This window comes from Asticcacaulis sp. P2_C5 (genome assembly GCF_056404555.1).
In genome coordinates, this window is record NZ_JBFUDU010000001.1 from 350,753 (window position 1) to 369,053 (window position 18,301).

Here is an 18,301-nt window from a genome sequence, read left to right on the forward strand (position 1 = left end):
GGTCTCAACATATGGACCAACGGGAGAGTGAAGCATGAGTTGGACCGACGAACGCGTGGAAACGCTGAAGAAACTGTGGCAGGAAGGTCATTCCGCCAGCCAGATCGCCAAACAATTAGGCGGGGTCACCCGCAACGCTGTCATCGGCAAGGTGCACCGTCTGGGCCTGTCCGGTCGTGCGGCGCCGTCGCAGCCGACCCGTCCGCTCTACAAGCCGGCGCGCCCCGCGCGTCCCGTCGCTTCGCACAGTCATAATACTGGCCATGGTTCCGGACACAGCGCAGGTCACGGTACCGGACACGCCCCGCTGCCGCGTCGCACCGAACCTGTCATTTCGCGTCCGGTGATCTCGACGCCGGTCGTGCCCTATGTCGAAACGCCCGGCACGGCGACCGTGCTGACACTCGGCGCCAAGATGTGCAAATGGCCGATCGGCGATCCATCGTCGGACAGCTTCTCGTTCTGCGGCCGCCGCGCCGATGACGGCACGCCCTATTGCGTCGAACACGCTCGCGTCGCTTACCAGCCGTCGCAAAAGACCAAGAAGCGCGACACCGGAACGGATTTGTCGCGCAGCCTCAGAAGATACCTGTAGGATTAGTTCAGCACCCGGCGCGCGTCGGGCAGGTCGAGCGAAAAGGCCGGGATAACGATCTTCACCGGCAATCCGTCTTCGCGCGTGAACATATAGTGCCCGCTCATCGATCCCGAACTGGTCGATAGCGGGCATCCTGACGAATAGGTGTAGCTGGCGCCGGGTTTCAGAACCGGCGTTTCGCCCACAACGCCCGGTCCGTCGACCTTTTGTACACGGCCGCGCGCGTCCATGATGGTCCAGTGCCGTGTCTTCAGCTGCATGGTGTCGGCCGAACCATTGATCATGGTGATGTGATAGGCCCACAGATAGCGTTCATCGCCCTCGTGGTCTTCCTGCGGGACATAGTTGACCTCGACGCGGACGGTAACGCCATGACTGGTGTGCTGGTAGGGCATGCTTATCCGTCTGCTAATCCACTTGCTGATGTGCGCATCCTCTCTTAAAGATTGATCCACATAAAGAAAAGAGACAAGCCTATTCCATGACTTCAAAGCCCGCTCTCGTCGATATCCCCCTGCCGCAAGGCATACTGCCGATGCAGCACCTGGCGGAGCTGGTCGATGCCGGCGTGGTGACCAGCGACAATCCCTTCGATGCCGACCAGATCCAGCCGGCCAGTATCGATCTGCGTCTTGGCGCCCGGGCGTGGCGGGTGCGCGCCTCGTACCTGCCGCGCGGACGCAAGGTGTCCGATCGCCTGCCCGATGTGGTAATGCACGAAATGGACCTGGGCCGCGGCGCGGTGTTCGAATCCGGCTGCGTCTATATCGCCGAGCTCCAGGAAGGGCTGAACCTGCCGCGCGGCATCTCGGCCCGGGCCAATCCGAAAAGCTCGACCGGCCGCGTCGACGTCTTTGTCCGCCTGCTGTCCGACTATGGCTCGCTGTTCGACGACGTCACCGAAGGCTATTGCGGCCCGATCTATGTCGAGATCGCCCCCCAGACCTTTTCCGTCCTGGCGCGCACCGGCACGCGGCTGAACCAGTTGCGCCTGAAGCGCGGCCTGTCGCCCAAGCTCTATACCTTCGACTGTGGCGTCGACCTGACCGGCGACCTGGTCGGATTCCGTGCCCGCCGCCACGCCGGGATCATCGATCTCGACCATATCGGCGGCCACGATCCGCGCAAATACTGGGAGCCGCTGTACCAGAACGCCGGCCAGCTACTGCTCGATCCGGGTGAGTTCTATATCCTGGCTTCGAAGGCCAATGTCGAGATTCCCGTGCTGGAAGCCGCCGAGATGCTGCCGATCGACCCGAGTGTCGGTGAGTTCCGCGTCCACTATGCCGGCTTTTTCGATCCCGGCTTCGGCACGAAAGAAGCCGACGCCCTGGGCTCGAAAGGTGTGCTGGAGGTGCGCTGTCACGAGACGCCATTTCTGCTGGAAGACGGCCAGACCGTGGCGCGGCTGGTCTATGAGCCGCTGACCGAACGCCCGACCAAACTGTATGGCGAGATGGGGTCGAACTATCAGCGCCAAGGACTGAAGCTATCCAAACACTTCAAAGAGTGGTGAAATCGCAGGGGGGATAAGGTGGGGCTAGTACCCAGGTTTTTGCGTGTGATCGTACGCTCCACCCTGGCGGTGGTTATCGTGCTCGTCGCTGTGATTGTGGGAAGGTGGCTGGTGCCCCACGCTCCGCCCGTGGCGGCCGTCGAAAAGTCGCACTGGAAGACCTTTACCAGCCGCGGCGGCTGGTCGATCCGCTATCCGGAAAACTGGCAGGTTCTCAGTTGCCACACCTGTACCGACCCGACCGAAGCCGGCCTGTTCGTGATCTTCTACGATCCCGAGGACACCAAACACGGTTTGATGGTCGATCCCATTGTCGACAGGGCCGCCGGCCAGAACGAAAAGGCCTGGTTCGACAGCGTGAAGACGACTGCGAACCTGAATCCGATCGTGGAGGAGGCATCGATGAAGGTGGATGGTCGACCCGCCCGGCGAGTCCTCTACCAGCATAAGGATGGATCGCAGGCGGACGATATCTACGTCCTGAACGGCAGCCACGGTTACCAGATCGGCGACATGGACCGCGTGCAGCCGGCCTATCCGGTCTATCAGCAGATGCTGGCCAGTTTTCACTTCACCGACGGAGCCGAAAAATGAATTGGGCAGCATGGTAGCGCGCATTATCGCCTTTGCTGGGGCGGTCGCCGACCGCAATCCTCGCGGCCTGACGGGGGGCGCTGTCGTGGCGCAGGCCTTGGCGCAACACACAGGCCAAGGCGTCGAAACGCTCGACGGTTCGGGCTTTACGGGTAAAGCCACCTGGCCCGAAGCGCTCGAAGTCGCGACCGATAACTTTCGCATACTCCAGGCCACGTATGAAGACCTGTTGTGCGCCGGCGATCGGCCGATCCTGGCCATGTCACGTTGCGCGGTGGGTCTGGCCAGCGTGCCCGTCGTAGCGCGCCACCGCCCGGATGCCTGCCTGGTCTGGTTCGATGCCCATGGCGATTCCAACACGCCGGAAACGTCACCGACCGGATACCTCGGTGGCATGGTGATCAGCGCCGCCACGGGTCTGTGGGACAGCGGTTTCGGCGCAGGTTTCGACCTTGGCCAGGTCGTGCTGGTGGGCGCACGCGATCTCGACCCGGCCGAGCAGGCCCTGATCGATAGTGGCCGGCTGAAACATGTGGCGGCAGGCGAGGGGGTTGCGACACGATTGGCCGACGCGGTTGCGGGCCGGCCGGTCTATATCCATCTTGACTGCGATGTCATGGAGCCTGGTCTGGTCCCGACCGAATATGACGCGCCCGACGGCCTCAGCTTTGCGGATTTGTACGGCTGCGCTGTAGTGCTGGCTCGCAGCGAGGTCATCGGCATCGAGATCGCCGAATTCGAATCCGAGTGGCCCGATGGCCGCCCAGGTTCACCGGACGGGCTTGTTGCAGCACTTGCGCCCGTTCTGGCGCGTCTGGCCGAAACGTAAGAATTTCCCCACAGATTAGCACAGATTTTCACAGATTTAGAAAGGCGCTTCGCGCCAACAGATTCCTGTGGCCAGCGGGAAGGTCCTTCGGTAGTGCATTGAAAAATCTGTGAAAATCTGTGCTAATCTGTGGGAAAATCTCTTCCTTAATTCACCTTTGCCGCGCCCGCCGACTTTGTCCGCTTGCGCGCCGCCGCAACCGGCACTTCGACCTCATCATTGGCCGGTACCGACACCGCGAATGGATGCGGCCAGTTGGCCGGCGGCGTGAAAGCGCGCACGCCCTCATCGTGGATCAGCACGCCCGGACGCGCCGGGTCCAGCGAGAAGCGCTCGACCAGGGGCGTCTTGTTGCCCTTGAACCCGCCCATCATCTTGGCGATCCGCGCCAGCACGATCTTGAACGGCTCCAGTATTTTCGGCGATTTCGCCACCGACGGATTGAGCCCGAACCAGCGTCGCAGCAGGCCGTTGGCATACAGAACATTGGCGTGCCACAGCGACTTCGGCGTCATGAACTCGATCGACAGCGAGACATTGACCATGTCGCCATTGACGATGCGGTGCGGGGCATTCTGCGGCCAGGTCAGCATTTCACCGGGCTTCAGATCGTGGATCAGCGCCTTATCATCGAAGGCCGCCGTATAGGGCAGGTTCTCGTCGCTCTCGCGCAGGGCAATGCCTTCGATCTGGGCGTCGGTGAAGAAGCCGGCGTCGACCGGATAGAGATAGACCTTCTTCACGCCGCGGATCTGCCACAGCATGACCATTGGGATATCCAGGTGATAGACGACGTGGGCATTGGGCGACGAGATCAGCAGGCCCAGGTCGTTTTTCAGGTTGGTCTGGCCGGTCTGCGCCTTGACCTCGGCGAAGACGCGGTCGCACAGTTCGCGCACGGCGGCGTCGGCGTGGTTGACGCGGCGCAGGTTCAGCCACAGGCGTCCGGCCTTCACGGCGTCCATCAGGGCGCGGCCGTCGAGATTGTCGCTTCGGCCCAGATACCATTCGCCGAAAACCGTCGGATCGTAGCCCATGGTGAAGACCTCCAGGCTCTCGCGCGGATAGCGGTCGATCAGGGCGATCAGGGCCTCTTCGCTGAACAGCTCGCTGTCGCTAAGCTCATGATTGAACAGCATATTTTGCTTGCCGAAATCGCGGCGATTGTCGTCTGTCCAGGTCAACAGGGTCATTGTGAAACTTTCTTCTTTAACAGCGCTTGTCCGTAAAACTTGATTTTGAAGGGCGGAAACCACAGGACCTTGCCCAGGCCGCGCGCCGCCTTGTCGATCAGGAACGCGGTTCGCGGCGAGCGGATCAGCCAGGCGCCGGCGGCGATGGCGCCGAAGACAGCGGCCTGGACCACGCCCTGGGCCATCCACAGGCCGCAGCGCAGCCAGCGGCCATTGGTGCCGGTCGAATGGCTGGGGCCCTGGCCGTAGGCAAAGCCGCGGCGCAGGGTGTAGTTGAAGGTGGCGCGGTGCGGCGGCACGTCCTCGAAGACCGGCGCATCGGCGGCCCAGGCCATGATCTTGCCCTGGGCCTTCATGGCGGTGAACAGGATATCGTCCTCGCCGCCCATATCGTTCTGCAGGGCCGAGAAGGGCGCGCGGTTGCCGTCCAATACACCGGTGCGGATCAAGGAATTGCCGCAGCCGTAATAGTGGCTGAGGATCTGGGACGTTTCTGGGCCGTAGCGCGAAAAGAAGCCTTCGTAATAGGGCCGATAGCGTTCGACGCCGGCCGGAATCCGCGCCGTGACGGGACCGAAGACGACATCGGCGGCATATAGCGCCTGGGTGGCCAGCATGCGCGCCAGCCAGCCGTCGGGCGCCTCTTCGTCGTCGTCCAGGAAAGCGATGAAGGCCGCGTCGCACAGGGCGACCGCCGCATTGCGCGCATTGGCGACGCCGGTGCGTGGTTCATGGACGAAGACGACCGGGAAGGGCGCGGTCAGGGCGAAGGCCTCGACCTGCGACCGTGCTGAGGCTTCCGGGCTATTGTCGCAGACGATCAGATTGAGCGCCACGTCCTTGATCCCCGTCTGCGCGGCGATCGAGCGCATGGCCGTGGCCAGTCCCTCAGGCCGGCGGAAGGTCGGGATGATGGCGCTGACGGTTTTCAACATAGGGCGAATTTGTGCACTGTCAGGCATGTTCCGCCCCCTTCAGGCGCTGCGGGGCCTTGCTCAAGGCGTAGCCGAAGCCGCGCAGACGGGTCATGGCGTCCAGCTCCAGGCTGGCGATCACATCCATGCGGCGGTCGACGCGCGTCAGCAGGCCGTCGAGCGGACCCAGAACGCCCTGGACGGCCTTGGCGGCATGCAGGAAGCTGCGTTTCAGATGGCCCTGGGGCGAGGCGGCGAACACGGTCGCATTGTGGACAATGCTGTGGCTGTTGCAGAAGGCCGGCTTGTAATGCTGCTGGCCGGTCGACAGGTCGTACCAGGTGATGCCGGCATCTTTCAGTGGCATGCGGCAATCATTGAGGAATATCTGACCGGGCGACAGGGCGCCATAGGCCGGATCGTAGCTCGAGACCCAGGGATGGGCGCGGTCGTGCAGGCGCGGTCCGAACTGATACATCAGGGGCGTATCGCCGGCCATCAGCGTGACCAGGCAACCGTGCAGCTGGTCGCGCGGCGCGTCACGCAGATTGATCATCAGGCGCCTGACCCAGCCGGCAGAGAGAAAGTCGTGCAGGCCGGTTTCACGGACCTGGGTGCGCTTCAGCTTCAGCATGGCGTCGAAATGGGCGCGGCTGGTGTCGTCGATAATGAAACGGGGCTCACCCAGCTCTTCGGCCATGTGGCGGCGCAGGCGGTTGATATTCTTGGTGTGCTTCTTGGGCACATTGTTGACGGGGTCGTCGGCGCTGAGATCCATGGCGTAGGCGTCGTCGGCCACTGCGGTATTATGCACCCGATTGCCAAAGACCATGTACGGATCGACCAGGCCCGCGACCTGAAGGCGGTCGATCCCTGCCAGTCTCAGGGCGTCACTAATATGCATCTGCGGATTGGGAAAGGTCAGCAGGGCACTGTAGTCGGCAAAGGGTGCGCCGGCGGGCCGGGCGAACGCGCCTGGACGTCGATGGTGGGCCAGAAAGCCGACGATTTCGGCGCCGCGGCGATAGACGGCGACATGGACATCGTTGCGCACGCGCGCCACCGCCTGGGCAAATTCGGGTGACAGGATGGGCGAGGCGAAGCTGTCGGTGGCCGTCATCATGGCACGCCAGCAGGCCAGGTCGCGCGGGGACAGGTCTTTGACCTTGTGCACGGTACAGGTGAGCATGAACGTCTCCGAGACAGAACCGGTGAATACGCCTGTCGCGTGCAAGGTCCGTGCCGCCAGAATTATCAAAATCCAGTAAATATAAGGTTTTGAAGCGTGCTTAAGGGCGGCTTAACAAACAGGGTTAAGGGCCTTAAATGACAAGCGACACTGTCATTATGACAAGGGTGCTTGACATGAAGCGGGGCTGAATGTAAAGGAAGCTTGTCATTTGTTGTCAGGGGTGGTTATCATTATGAAACAGACCAAAATACCGTTTATCGGCGCAATTCTCCTCCTGGGGATGACTGCAGGCATACTGGCCGGATTTAACCGCCATTGGGGTGGCCTGCCGAACTTTCCGCTGTATGGCATACTGATCGACATCTGCGCCGTGCCGGTGTTGATCTACATGTTCATCTTTGCCCGGCGCATGGCCAAGGCTTCGATGGACGAGTTTTCCATAACCAAGAAGCGCATGGGGGCGCAGGTCGGCTTTGTGATCGGCTTTGCGCTGTTTGCCATCACCGGTGTGGTGCCGCTGATCTTTCCGCATGCCTACAACGCCTTTATCGCGACCCTGGACGGCGCGAACGAAGGCTTCATCATGGGCAGGGTGTTCGGCATGGCGCCGTTCGTCATCGGCCTGTTGATCGGTCAGGTCACGGCCTGGCTGCGCTATCGGTAAGGGCGGGATTCATGAAACGGATCAACTATATCCTGGCGGCCGCTGTGATCATTGGTGTGGTCGCCGTGCTCGGCTACAATTTGTCGAGTTCCGGCGTGGGGCTGCATGGTTTGGCCGCCAAACCTCTGACGGTGACGGTCTGCGTCGCGCTGTTGCTCGCCGTCCTGCTGCCCTTCAGCCTCGCCAACTGGCGCAGGCTGGATGAAGGCCAGCAGGAGGCGCAGAAATGGGGCTGGTTCTGGGGCGCGGGCTTTGGTTTGCTGCTGCCCTTGCCGGTGGTGTTGATGTGCAATTTTGCGGCGCCGGGGACGGTGTTCGGCGCCGGGCTCAGCGGTGAGCAGGGCTTTGTCCTGGCCTATGGCACGATCGCCTTCAGCATAAGCCTGTGCTACGGCGTGGCCTGGCTGATCTGGTGGCTCAGGCACAGATGATGGAATTTGGAAAGCAAGAAACCCCACCACCACCCTTCGCCAAGGTTTCGGGTGGCAGGCCACCCATCACCTTGTCTTGGGCGGTCCCCCTCCCCGTCGCTACGCGCCAGGGATGTATGCGGAGGTTCCTTTTTTTCTTACATCTCCCTGCGCGAAGCCCTTGCGAAGCGTGGGGAGGGGGACCGCACGAAGCCAAACGAAACGAAGTGGAGCGAAGGCTGCGTGGGGTGGTGGGGTTTCTTGCTGCCTTAATAAGACGACCGACTCGACGCGTCATCGCTGCGGATACCAGATCATGAAAAACCGCATCAAGGTGCTGCGTGCCGAACGCAACTGGTCCCAGGCCGACCTGGCTGACCGGCTCAGTGTGTCGCGCCAGACCGTCAACGCCATCGAGACCGAAAAGTACGATCCGTCCCTGCCTCTGGCCTTTAAGATTGCCCAACTGTTTGCTTTGCGGATAGAAGACATCTTTACGCCCGAATGAATCTGCATCCTGGGGGAAGATGTATAAGGTAAAATGCAGCCTGATCGCCTTGGTCGCCCTGGCCTTGACCTGCGTGCCGGTGGTTGGCAAGGCAAAAACGAGAGCCCTGGCCATCCCCGCGCGTCAGGTGGCGGCCATGTCGCCCCATCCGCTGATGTGGGTCATTCGCGACAAGGATTCAACGCTTTATCTGTTCGGCAGTATCCACGCCATGCGCGAAGACGCCGACTGGCTGACCCCGGCCATCCGCCAGCGCTTCGACGCCAGTGGAGAGGTTTGGCTGGAGATCGCCAATATCGGCGATACGGCCCAGATCCATCAAGTCGCGCGCAAATATATGCTCAATCCGGCCAATGATATGACCGCGGGGCTGAGCGAAGACGAGGTGCACGATCTCGACCGGCGCCTGGCGGCCTACGGCATGAGCAGCCAGGGGATGATGGGCTGGCACAAATGGGCGATTGGCCTGATCCTCATGCAGCGGCAACTGGTGGATATGGGGCTGGAACCCGACAACGGCATAGATGTGACGTTTGACCGCCGGGCCAAGGCCATGTCCATGTCTGTCAAGGGGTTCGAGACCATGGACCAGCAGATGCAGGTCCTGTCACCGCGCAACGATGCCGAGGATATCGAGTCGCTGCGCATGACGCTGAAGGAGATGGACGAGACGCCGGAGATTATCGACAGCCTGATCACCGGCTGGCTGAACGGCGACGAGGCGACGCTTCGGCATTACCTGGTCGACAAGCTCAAGGCCGACGATCCGGACGGCTATCAGCGCTATCTGGTCGGCCGCAACGCTGCCTGGGTGCCGCAGATCGAACGGATCCTGGCCGGCAAGGGGACGGTGTTTATCGCGGTCGGCACAGCCCATCTGGTCGGCCCGGACAGCCTGATCGCCATGCTGAAAAAAGACGGCATCAAGGCGAAGGCGGTCAAGACGGGGCATTGAACCGTCCGTTAACGCAGATCGTGTAGGTTGAGTTCGCGTCGGGAACGGGGGCCAACATGGATGTCAGCCATATTCGCAGCGGTTTGACCGCCAAACGCCGCCTGAACTTCAGCCTGTCACGTCCGGTCCTGATCGCCATCGCGGCCGTGGCCGGGTTGGTCCTGCTCGGCCTGGTCATATGGATGATCCTGGCACCGGCGACTGGGCGCAGTTCCGCCGCGGCGACGACCCATCTGACGCCGGCCCAGCTCGATGCCCGCGACGCCCAGACGGGTGCAATCGGATCTCCGCTATTGTGGAAGGTGTCCGGCAAGGACGCAACCGTTTACCTGTTCGGCAGCCTGCACTATCTGCGCTCCAAGATGAACTGGATGGACCAGCGCCTGTTCCACGCCTTCGATTCCAGTTCGGAAGTATGGTTTGAGCTGGCCGAGGTCGACCATCCGCAGCCTTACGACCTGCGTCAGCCGGCCTATATGGCGGCGCGGCCGGTCCTGGTCCAGGGGCTGAGCGAGACGGAAAAGGGCCAGTTGGCGACCCTGTTGAACCGCTACAACTACACGCTGGACGACATGGCGCGCGTCAAGCCGGGTGTCATGGCGGCAGCCATCGAAGAACTGGACACACGGGCAGGTGGCTTCGACTTCGATCGTGGCGCCGACAGCACATTGTATAAGCGCGCCAAGGACATGAAGAAGCCGATCAAGGGCATGGAGACGTTTCGCGACCATTATGCCTATGTCAACCGGATGATGATGCGTGACAATGGCCGCGGAACGCAGGACCTGAAGGACGCTCTGGCGGCGCATTTCGGCACGGCGCCGGTCGAGGATATTCATGTCCTGGCGCGTTACTGGCGTGACGGTGATCAACGCGCCATTACGGCCAGTGTGGCGCGGCAAAGGGCCGGCGATCCGGAGCTGGACGCTGTCTTGTTGGACGAACGCAATACCAACTGGATGCCGAAACTCGAGACCCTGATTGCCGGGGACAAGACGGTCTTCGTTACGGTCGGCGCATTCCATCTGGTCGGCCCCGGCGGATTGGTGGCGCAACTGCGGGCCAAGGGCTACACGGTCGAGCGGGTAGATCCTTAACAACTGTTTCAAATTGATCCTTAACGAAGGGTTAAAACGCGGCCCGTGACTTGCATGGGGCAGGCATTCGTCCTGTCCAGCAAGGGGTCGTCATGACCAAGCTTACCAATATCCAGGAGTACCAAGGCGTTCCGGAAAAGACCGGGCAGTTGAGCTGGTTGCTCGACCTCGGCATTATCCTGACCGCGGCGGCGTGCGTTGTGGTGACGACCGTCGCGGCCGGCATATCGCTGCACGGCTCGCGCCAGGCGCCGGCGTCTATCATAGCCTTCAACGACCAGGGCGACGCGACCGCCATCGAGGCGCGGTCAGGCCCGATGGGTGCGCCCTTGCTGTGGGTGGCAAAGGACCGGGATTCGACCGTCTATCTGTTCGGCAGCGTTCATCTGATGCCGCAGGACACTGACTGGATGGATCAGCGCTTGTTCGCGGCTTTCGACAGCGCCGATCAGGTGTGGTTCGAAACGCCGAACCTGGATCGCCTGCCGCCGGTTGGCGACAGTCAGTTGAGCGCCGGGGCCGACCTGGCTCTGTTTCATCGCGCCCGGGTGCTGGACAAGCGCGTCGGCGGCTTCGAAGGCAATCGCCAGCCCGACGGCCGTCATGGCACCGGCTTTTCCGATGACGGTGTCAATGTCGACGTCAAGGCGTGGCTGAGCGGCGACCAGAAGGCGATGACCGAGCAGGTCGTCACGCGCGCCAAGTCCGATCCGGAGATCTACCGCCTGTTGCTGCGTGATCGCAATGCGGCGTGGTTGCCGCGGATTCAGGGCTTGGTCGATGAACCGGGCGTATCGTTCGTGACCCTGGGCGCAGCGCATATGGTCGGGCCCGATGGGATCGTGGCACAGCTTCGCAAGCGCGGCGTCAAGGTGACCCGGATGGACGTCGACAAATAAGAGAGGCTTATGGCAGGAAACGGCCAAAGCTGGCGCCGCCACCCATAAAGGCGGACTGCGCCTGATTGCCGAGCATTGCCCCATCATTGGACAGAATGTCCCTCTGGCGCGCCGCCGTCTGGGCTTGCAGGCTTTCGTCGCCCTTTTCGGCGTCATAGGTCTTGGCCGTCGCTTCCGACACGCCTGATAAGGCGTCGGCGACGGTGGCGCCAGTGCCCGAGACGCCGTTCATGGTGACGCGAACGCCGCCTGACGGTAGGAGATCGATGATCGGCGTGGGCATAGAGTCCATGAATATCCCCCGTGATTTATTCCAAGCGCGATAATGCTCGCTCAACGCGCTTGGCAAGGGCGACCGCCCGCCGCGCACGTTTGCGCGAGCCATGCGGCGCCTGAGCTGAAAAAAGCGCTTCCCTAACAATATTGACTTTTAGGCCATATGTCTACAAAAGGCGCGCCTAAGCCCCCCATAGCTTAGCTATCTTGTGTCCCTTGCGCTGTCGCCGGGGATATTTTGCCTTTTTGGAGGAGTCCAATGGCTGAAGCCAATGATCATCTGTTCGGTGTCTATGCACGCGCGCCCATCGAGGTCGAACGCGGCGAAGGCGTCCGACTGTATGACCGACAAGGCCGAAGCTGGCTGGACTTTGTCCAGGGGATCGCCGTCAACGGACTGGGTCACGCCGCCCCCGTGCTGATCGAGGCCATGACCGCCCAGGCGAAGAAGCTGTGGCACGTCTCCAACATCTTCTCGATCCCCGGCCAGGAAGAGCTGGCGGCGCGGCTGTGCGCCCACAGCTTTGCCGACAAGGTGTTTTTCACCAATTCCGGCACCGAAGCTGTCGAGTGCGCCCTGAAACTGGCGCGCAAGTACCACGCGTCGAAGGGCCATGACGAACGCATCGATGTCATCGGCTTCGAAGGCGCCTTCCACGGCCGCACCTACGCTGCCGTCACGGCTGCCGGCAATGAAACCTACCTGAAGGGTTTCGGGCCGAAACTGCCCGGCTTCGTCCATCTGTCGCTCGACGACCACGACGCCATCCGCGCTGCAGCCGAAGCTTCGACGGCGGCTGCCATCCTGGTCGAACCGGTCCAGGGTGAAGGCGGGGCGCGCGCGCTCAGCGACAACGAGCTGCGTTTCCTGCGCCAGCTGTGCGACGACAACGGCCTGCTGCTGATCTTCGACGAGATCCAGTGCGGCATGGGCCGTTCGGGCAAGCTGTGGGCCTATGAACATTCGGGCGTTGAACCCGATGTCATGTGCGTCGCCAAGGCTCTGGGCGGTGGCTTCCCGATCGGCGCCTGCCTGGCGACCGAAGAGGCGGCGTCCGGCATGGTCGTCGGTTCGCACGGCTCGACCTTTGGCGGCAATCCGTTGGCCATGGCCGTCGGTATCGCTGCGTTCGACGAGATTGCCAGCCCGGCCCTGCTCGACAATGTCGAGAGGCAGGCCGGCTATCTGAAACAGCAGCTGGAAGGCCTCAAGCAGGCTTGGCCGGACATGATCGACGAAGTCCGCGGCAAGGGACTTCTGGTTGGCATCAAGGTCAAGCCGAACAATCGCGAGCTTATGGCCCTGGCGCGCGACAACGGCCTGCTGATCGCCGGCGGCTCGGACAACTGCGTCCGCATGCTGCCGCCGCTCAATGTCACCGAAGCCGAATGCCGCGAGGCGATTCAGTTGCTGGAACAGACCTTCGCCGCCGCGCGGGCAGCCGCAAAGGAGACCGCATGATGAGGCATTTTCTCGATATCTGCGATCTGTCCGCGGCGGACCTGCGCGCCATTGTCGACGACGCCCACGCCCGCAAGGCGGCCCGCCAGGGCTGGACGCGCGGTCGCGCTGACGCTGATGCGCCGGCGAAGGACCGCGTCCTCGCCATGATCTTTGAAAAGAACTCGACGCGGACGCGCTTTTCGTTCGACGCCGCCATGCGTCAGCTGGGCGGCAGCGTCATCATCTCGACCGCTTCCGACATGCAGCTGGGACGCGGCGAGCCGATCGAGGACACGGCCAAGGTCCTGTCGCGCATGGTCGACGCCATCATGATCCGCGCCAACCGCCATGACGATGTGCTGCGCCTGGCGGCGGCCTCGACCATTCCGGTGGTCAACGGCCTGACCAATATGAGCCATCCGTGCCAGATTCTGGCCGATATCCAGACCATCGAGGAGCATCGCGGGCCCATAGCCGGTAAGGTCCTGGCCTGGGTCAGCGACGGCAACAATGTCTGCAACAGCCTGATCCATGCGGCGGCGCTGTTCGGCTTTAGCCTGCGCATCGCCTGTCCGGAGCTTTACACGCCGTCGGTCGAGGCCATGGCCTTTGCCGCGCAGCATGGCGCCGATGTCAAGGTGGGGCAGGATCCGGAGGCCGCCGTACGCGGGGCTGACGTGGTGCTGGCCGATACCTGGGTGTCGATGGGCGACCTCGACCACGACGAGCGCCTGAAAGCGTTTGAGTCATATCAGGTCAATAGTCAGCTGATGGCCCTGGCCAAGCCGGACGCCTTGTTCCTACATTGCCTGCCCGCCCATCGTGGCGAAGAGGTCAGCGATGCGGTGATCGACGGGCCGCAGTCGGTGATCTGGGACGAAGCCGAAAACCGGATACATGCGCAAAAGGCCGTCCTAACCTGGTGTTTTGGCACGTCATCCTTGGGCGACTAGTACGTCGGCGGCGCTGGCAGGTACCAAGTGTACCTGCGGCGCTTGCCTCCTGCTATTCGCCGCAAGGCTGCCGGCCAAAATCGGTGCTATACATCCCTGGCCCGAAGAGACGGGGAGGGGGACCGCACGAGCGCGAATTGGCGATAGCCAATGAGACGTGAGATGTGTGCCTGCCGGCGAGGCTGGTGGGGCTTCTTGTGTCCGAGCTAATCAGTTACCGTGGGAACTGGTACGGACTCGGCTGATCCGTCGCTAAACCCAGTCGGTGCATCAATACCGTAAACCAGAACAGGGTGAAGACCGCGGCCAGCAGCATCAGAAAGCGCCACGGCATCATCCGCGGGCCTTTCAGTATGTTCATCGGACGTGCGCCAAGCCACCCGAACAGGACGGTTAACAGGGCTCCCCCTGCCAAAAGAATCACATTAAGGATGAGTTCGGAATCCATGCCTCTCCATGCCGTAAAGGCGGAAAAGAGGCAAGAATATACGTCGGGCAGGGGTCTCGCGTGCCGCGCGCAGGGCATTTGTACATTTCCACAGGAACATGTGCGAACACCATATATTGCGGTTAACAATGTGTTTACACCCCAGATTATGCGGTCTAGGCTCGCGTACTGGACGTAAAGTAGGGAAGTCGCATGAGCGCGAGCGCACCTTGGAGTGTTAAGGGCATTGATGCCAAGGCCAGAGAGGTCGCCAAGGATTTGGCGCGCCGATCCGGCATGACGCTCGGTGAGTGGCTCAACCAGATGATTCTGCAGGGTGAGGACGTTGGCGCCCTGATTTCGCGTGAACGCGAACGCAGCGAACCGCCGCTCGCCGCCGCCCGTCCCGCAGGCCGGATTCCCGAAGCCGAGGTCTATGACGACGAGGACGAGGAAGCCTACGAGACGCGTTTTGTGCCGCGTACACGCCGGGCGCAGATTCAGCGTGAACCCCAATATCGTGATGATCCGTATCGTGACGAACGCTACCGTAACCAGGATGGCGAACCGCACCATCGTGAGCCGCGTTATGCGGATCCAGAACCTCGCCCCGAGCCCCGTGTCGAAGCGCGCCCCGCGCCCCGTGCAGCTTTGCGTCCCGAAGGCCGCCCGGCAGCCTTCTCGTCATCGGCTCGTACAGTAGGTTCGCGGGAACAGGCTCTCCGCGAACCGGCCCCCCGTCCGTTGTCGTCCAGCGATCTGCGCCGCGCTTCGATTTTTGACGATCGGCCGCGCATTGAAGCGTTCGAAGACCAGCAATATGCCGCAGCGTCCGACGACCTGTCGCGCGTCGCCCGCGCCATAGAAGGCTTGGGTTCGCGCATTGAAACCTCGGAGAGTCGTTCGGCCAATGCCGTGCGCAGCGTCTCCAGTGCCGTCGAATCCCTGCTCAGTCGGCTTGAGCGGTCCGAAGCGGCGCACGAACAGACGCGCGAGGAAATCCGCGGCCGGCTGGAAGAGCAGTCGCAGGAGGTCCTGACGACCTTCGAGCAACTGAACCGCCGAAATGAGGACGAGCGCCGGCGTCTGGAAGAGGAACGCCGCCGCGTCGAGGAGGACCACGGTCTGTTCGCCGATCGTCTGGAACAGGCGGAACGCCTGATCGACGCCCAGGCCGAACGTCTGGAAGGCCTGTCGGGCCACGTCCGCGAAGAGCGCGACCGGATGGCGAAGATCGAGGCCGGACTGAAGAGCAACCAGACCGTCGAGACCATCAAGGTGGTCGAAGGCGCCCTGGGTAAGCTGGCCAACCAGCTGTACGAAGGCGATATCCGCACCCGCGAAACCGTCAAGGACATCCGCGAGGACATGGTCGGGCTGTCGCACCGCCTGGCCCAGATGGAGGTGCGCGATCCCGAGCGCGCGGCCCAGGGCGCGATCGACAAGGTCGTGGCCAAGATGGCCCAGCGTCTGGAAACCGCCGAAGCCCACACGACAGGCGCCATCAAGACGCTGGAAGCGGCCTTCCGCAATCTCGAAGGCCGGCTCAGCCGCGCCGAGGAACGCGGTGATGTCTCCGATCCGGAAGCGGCGCGCTCGCTGACGGAGCTGGCGTCGGATCTGTCGCGCCGGGTTGAGGAAAATCGCCAGGAAATGCTGAATGCGCTTCAGGCAGGCAGCAAGGCCAATACGGAAGACGCGCTTACCGCGGTGGTCAGCCGTTTCGAAGCGCGCATGGAGCAGGCGGAACGCCGCTCGGCCGCCGCCATCGAACGCATGGGCCAGGAAGTCTTCCGCATGGCCGAAACACTAAACCGTCGCGTGGCGACAGTCGAGGAAGCCAATTCGTCCGGCCTGACGCGCCTGGGCACCGAAGTGACGCGCGTTGCTGAAACTATCGAAACGCGGGCCGGTCGCTTCGAAAGCGCCCATGCCCAGGCCCTGGAACGGCTGGGCGGCGAGATCGCCCGCATTTCCGAGCGGCTGAGCGTCAAGATGACGGAATCCGAGCGCCGCACGGCGCAGGTCCTGGGCGGTGTCAGCGAGCAACTGGAACAACAGCGCGAGCATAGCCGCAGTGATCTCGCCGAGCGTATTCGCCAAAGTGAAGAGCGCACCGCGAAGCTGCTCGAAGACGCCCGTACGCGCATCGACCAGAAACTGGCCCATGTCCAGACGCAAAGCCTGCTGTCGGAAGCCGGGGTCAAGCCGGCGCCCGCCCATGTGCGTGCGGAACCGGAACTGCCCAGCGCCTTCGCCCCAAATCCGTTCGCTTCCGGCCCTTTTGAGGCGCCGGCCGTAGAGCCGGCGACCGACCTTCAATCCAAGCCGTTCGGCCAGTTTTCCGGCGGCTTCGATGATGATGAAGCTGATGTCGAACCCGAGCCTGCGTCGCTGTCCCAGGCGCACGCCCAAGTCCAGACACGGCCCGGACGGACAAGCGATGACTCGGTCGATTTGACCGGGCGCCTGCTGAGCGCCGTGACCGACTTCAAGCCGGAGTTCGATCCGTTCGAGGACGGCGACGACGAGGACTTCAGCGCCGAGCTGATGAATGCGCCGCTGAATCCGCGCACAGCGCGCGGCCATGCCATGGCGCAACAGCAGAAGGCGGCAGCGGCGGAGCCGGCTGACGACGAAGACGACAGCGACCCGTTCGCCGATATCGATACAACGCGCAAGACCGCACCCCGGCCCGATCCCAGAAACGACCCCCGAGTCGATCCACGCACCCAGTCGGGCGTCTATGCGGCACGAACGGCTGAGCGCCAGACGGTAGCTCGCCAATCCGCTTCTCATCCCTTCCCGGACGATGATGACGAGGCCGGCGTATCGGTATCGACGCGCGACGCCCTGGCCGCGGCCCGCGCGGCCGTTCGCGCCAGCATCGAAGGCGACGACAAGTCGCTGGGTTCCTTGCGCCCCGGCGCTTCGCGGGCCAATGCGGCCCAGGCCAAGCCCACCAAGGGCAAGCCCGGCGAAAGCACGCTGATGAAGGCGCTGAAAGCGTCTTCCCTGGCGACGCTTTTGGTTGGCACTTTGATTGGCACGGGCGTCGTGGTGTATAGTCAGCACAAGGCCGATGGCGACAAGACCAGCACGAACGGTGGTGGCGATGCGACACCGATCGCCGCGGCCGTGCTTACGCCGGAACCGGCGGCCGACGACACGCAGAACCAAGCCAACCTGCAGGCGCGTCTCGACCTCGCCATGCAACAGATCAAGGCACGCAAGCCTGGCGCGGTCGACGTGCTGAAAGAGGTCGCCAACCAGGGCTATCCGCAGGCCCAGTATGAACTGAGCCGGATCTATGCCGGCGAAGGTAATCTGGTCAAGGAAGACAAGTTGGAATCACGGCGCTGGACACAGCGTGCAGCCCAAGGCGGCGTCACCAAGGCGATGTTCTATCTCGGTATGCAATATTACGGCGGTGACGCCGGGACGCAAGACCGCAGCATGGCGGCCATGTGGTTCCGCAAGGGCGCCGAGCGTGGCGACAAGGACTGCCAATTCAATCTCGGCCTGTTGTATCAGTCGGGTGAGGGCGTGCCAATCAATCCGACCGAGGCCTACAAATGGTTGAGCCTGGCGGGTAAAGCCGGCGACCCGGTGGCGGCCGCCCGGGCGATCAGGGCTCGTACACAACTGAACGAAGCGCAACTTCAGAAGGCCGATGACGCCATTGCGCGTTTCACGCCGATCAGCGACGGCGCACCGCCCATGGCTAGCTCCGCATCGCAAGGCTAGGGTTTTTCGAAATCCGTTGTCGCCAAAAAGCGTTGTGACCGGCCACGGCTTAACGTAGGTTAATGCCGTGACTGATATATCCGTA

The 18,301-nt window shown here is 62.6% G+C and carries 19 protein-coding genes; 13 read left to right on the forward strand and 6 right to left on the reverse strand.

Annotation, left to right across the window (positions count from 1 at the left end):
* Positions 1–34 precede the first annotated feature (34 nt).
* Positions 35–595 (forward strand): cell cycle sigma 70 cofactor GcrA, encoded by a 561-nt coding sequence (gcrA, locus tag AC1DXO_RS01355; RefSeq protein ID WP_476976282.1) that lies wholly within the window; start codon positions 35–37, stop codon positions 593–595.
* A 2-nt stretch (positions 596–597) separates the two neighbouring features.
* On the opposite strand, the gene apaG is transcribed toward gcrA, so the two are convergent.
* Positions 598–993: a Co2+/Mg2+ efflux protein ApaG gene (gene apaG, locus AC1DXO_RS01360; RefSeq protein WP_476976283.1), complete on the reverse strand. Its 396-nt coding sequence runs from the start codon at positions 991–993 to the stop codon at positions 598–600.
* Positions 994–1,079: 86 nt separating this feature from the next.
* Here apaG and AC1DXO_RS01365 point away from each other — a divergent pair, with 86 nt between their 5' ends.
* From AC1DXO_RS01365 to AC1DXO_RS01375, 3 genes are read left to right on the forward strand one after another with little or no spacing between them, the layout of a single operon-like run.
* Entirely contained in the window at positions 1,080–2,114 is a 1,035-nt protein-coding gene (locus AC1DXO_RS01365) for a 2'-deoxycytidine 5'-triphosphate deaminase (RefSeq protein ID WP_476976284.1), read from the forward strand.
* Between the two features lie 45 nt (positions 2,115–2,159).
* Entirely contained in the window at positions 2,160–2,708 is a 549-nt protein-coding gene (locus tag AC1DXO_RS01370; protein WP_476976285.1) for a hypothetical protein, read from the forward strand.
* Positions 2,709–2,718: 10 nt separating this feature from the next.
* Positions 2,719–3,537 (forward strand): arginase family protein, encoded by an 819-nt coding sequence (locus AC1DXO_RS01375; protein ID WP_476976286.1) that lies wholly within the window; start codon positions 2,719–2,721, stop codon positions 3,535–3,537.
* Between the two features lie 146 nt (positions 3,538–3,683).
* Here AC1DXO_RS01375 and AC1DXO_RS01380 read toward each other — a convergent pair whose 3' ends face one another.
* From AC1DXO_RS01380 to AC1DXO_RS01390, 3 genes are read right to left on the reverse strand one after another with little or no spacing between them, the layout of a single operon-like run.
* Positions 3,684–4,730 (reverse strand): hypothetical protein, encoded by a 1,047-nt coding sequence (locus AC1DXO_RS01380; protein WP_476976287.1) that lies wholly within the window; start codon positions 4,728–4,730, stop codon positions 3,684–3,686.
* Positions 4,727–5,692 (reverse strand): glycosyltransferase, encoded by a 966-nt coding sequence (locus AC1DXO_RS01385; RefSeq protein WP_476976288.1) that lies wholly within the window; start codon positions 5,690–5,692, stop codon positions 4,727–4,729. The genes AC1DXO_RS01380 and AC1DXO_RS01385 overlap by 4 nt, the downstream gene beginning before the upstream one ends.
* Positions 5,685–6,833 (reverse strand): GNAT family N-acetyltransferase, encoded by a 1,149-nt coding sequence (locus AC1DXO_RS01390; RefSeq protein WP_476976289.1) that lies wholly within the window; start codon positions 6,831–6,833, stop codon positions 5,685–5,687. Before AC1DXO_RS01390 ends, AC1DXO_RS01385 begins: the two co-directional genes overlap by 8 nt.
* A 235-nt stretch (positions 6,834–7,068) precedes the next feature.
* On the opposite strand from AC1DXO_RS01390, the gene AC1DXO_RS01395 reads away from it, so the two are divergent.
* The 6 genes from AC1DXO_RS01395 (at position 7,069) to AC1DXO_RS01420 (ending at position 11,369) form a co-directional block, all read left to right on the forward strand.
* Complete coding sequence (locus AC1DXO_RS01395; RefSeq protein WP_476976290.1) at positions 7,069–7,500, forward strand: hypothetical protein; 432 nt, start codon at positions 7,069–7,071, stop codon at positions 7,498–7,500.
* A gap of 11 nt (positions 7,501–7,511) precedes the next feature.
* Positions 7,512–7,931, forward strand: coding sequence for a hypothetical protein (locus AC1DXO_RS01400; protein ID WP_476976291.1), 420 nt, complete (start codon positions 7,512–7,514; stop codon positions 7,929–7,931).
* A 295-nt stretch (positions 7,932–8,226) separates the two neighbouring features.
* Positions 8,227–8,418, forward strand: coding sequence for a helix-turn-helix transcriptional regulator (locus AC1DXO_RS01405; RefSeq protein ID WP_476976292.1), 192 nt, complete (start codon positions 8,227–8,229; stop codon positions 8,416–8,418).
* A gap of 19 nt (positions 8,419–8,437) precedes the next feature.
* Entirely contained in the window at positions 8,438–9,373 is a 936-nt protein-coding gene (locus tag AC1DXO_RS01410) for a TraB/GumN family protein (RefSeq protein WP_476976293.1), read from the forward strand.
* 56 nt (positions 9,374–9,429) lie between these two features.
* Positions 9,430–10,470, forward strand: coding sequence for a TraB/GumN family protein (locus tag AC1DXO_RS01415; RefSeq protein WP_476976294.1), 1,041 nt, complete (start codon positions 9,430–9,432; stop codon positions 10,468–10,470).
* 92 nt (positions 10,471–10,562) lie between these two features.
* On the forward strand, positions 10,563–11,369 hold the full coding sequence (locus AC1DXO_RS01420) for a TraB/GumN family protein (protein WP_476976295.1): 807 nt from the start codon (positions 10,563–10,565) through the stop codon (positions 11,367–11,369).
* A 7-nt stretch (positions 11,370–11,376) separates the two neighbouring features.
* On the opposite strand, the gene AC1DXO_RS01425 is transcribed toward AC1DXO_RS01420, so the two are convergent.
* Entirely contained in the window at positions 11,377–11,661 is a 285-nt protein-coding gene (locus tag AC1DXO_RS01425; protein ID WP_476976296.1) for a hypothetical protein, read from the reverse strand.
* 243 nt (positions 11,662–11,904) lie between these two features.
* Between AC1DXO_RS01425 and AC1DXO_RS01430 the strand changes: the two genes are divergently transcribed.
* The gene (locus AC1DXO_RS01430; protein WP_476976297.1) at positions 11,905–13,107 is read left to right on the forward strand and encodes an acetylornithine transaminase; all 1,203 of its coding nucleotides are present in this window, start codon (positions 11,905–11,907) and stop codon (positions 13,105–13,107) included.
* Positions 13,104–14,042 (forward strand): ornithine carbamoyltransferase, encoded by a 939-nt coding sequence (gene argF / locus AC1DXO_RS01435; RefSeq protein WP_476976298.1) that lies wholly within the window; start codon positions 13,104–13,106, stop codon positions 14,040–14,042. Before AC1DXO_RS01430 ends, argF begins: the two co-directional genes overlap by 4 nt.
* Before the next feature lie 214 nt (positions 14,043–14,256).
* Here the strand turns inward: argF and AC1DXO_RS01440 are convergent, their stop codons facing one another.
* The gene (locus AC1DXO_RS01440; RefSeq protein WP_476976299.1) at positions 14,257–14,490 is read right to left on the reverse strand and encodes a hypothetical protein; all 234 of its coding nucleotides are present in this window, start codon (positions 14,488–14,490) and stop codon (positions 14,257–14,259) included.
* Positions 14,491–14,682: 192 nt separating this feature from the next.
* Here AC1DXO_RS01440 and AC1DXO_RS01445 point away from each other — a divergent pair, with 192 nt between their 5' ends.
* Positions 14,683–18,216 (forward strand): SEL1-like repeat protein, encoded by a 3,534-nt coding sequence (locus tag AC1DXO_RS01445; RefSeq protein ID WP_476976300.1) that lies wholly within the window; start codon positions 14,683–14,685, stop codon positions 18,214–18,216.
* The last annotated feature ends 85 nt before the right edge of the window (positions 18,217–18,301 follow it).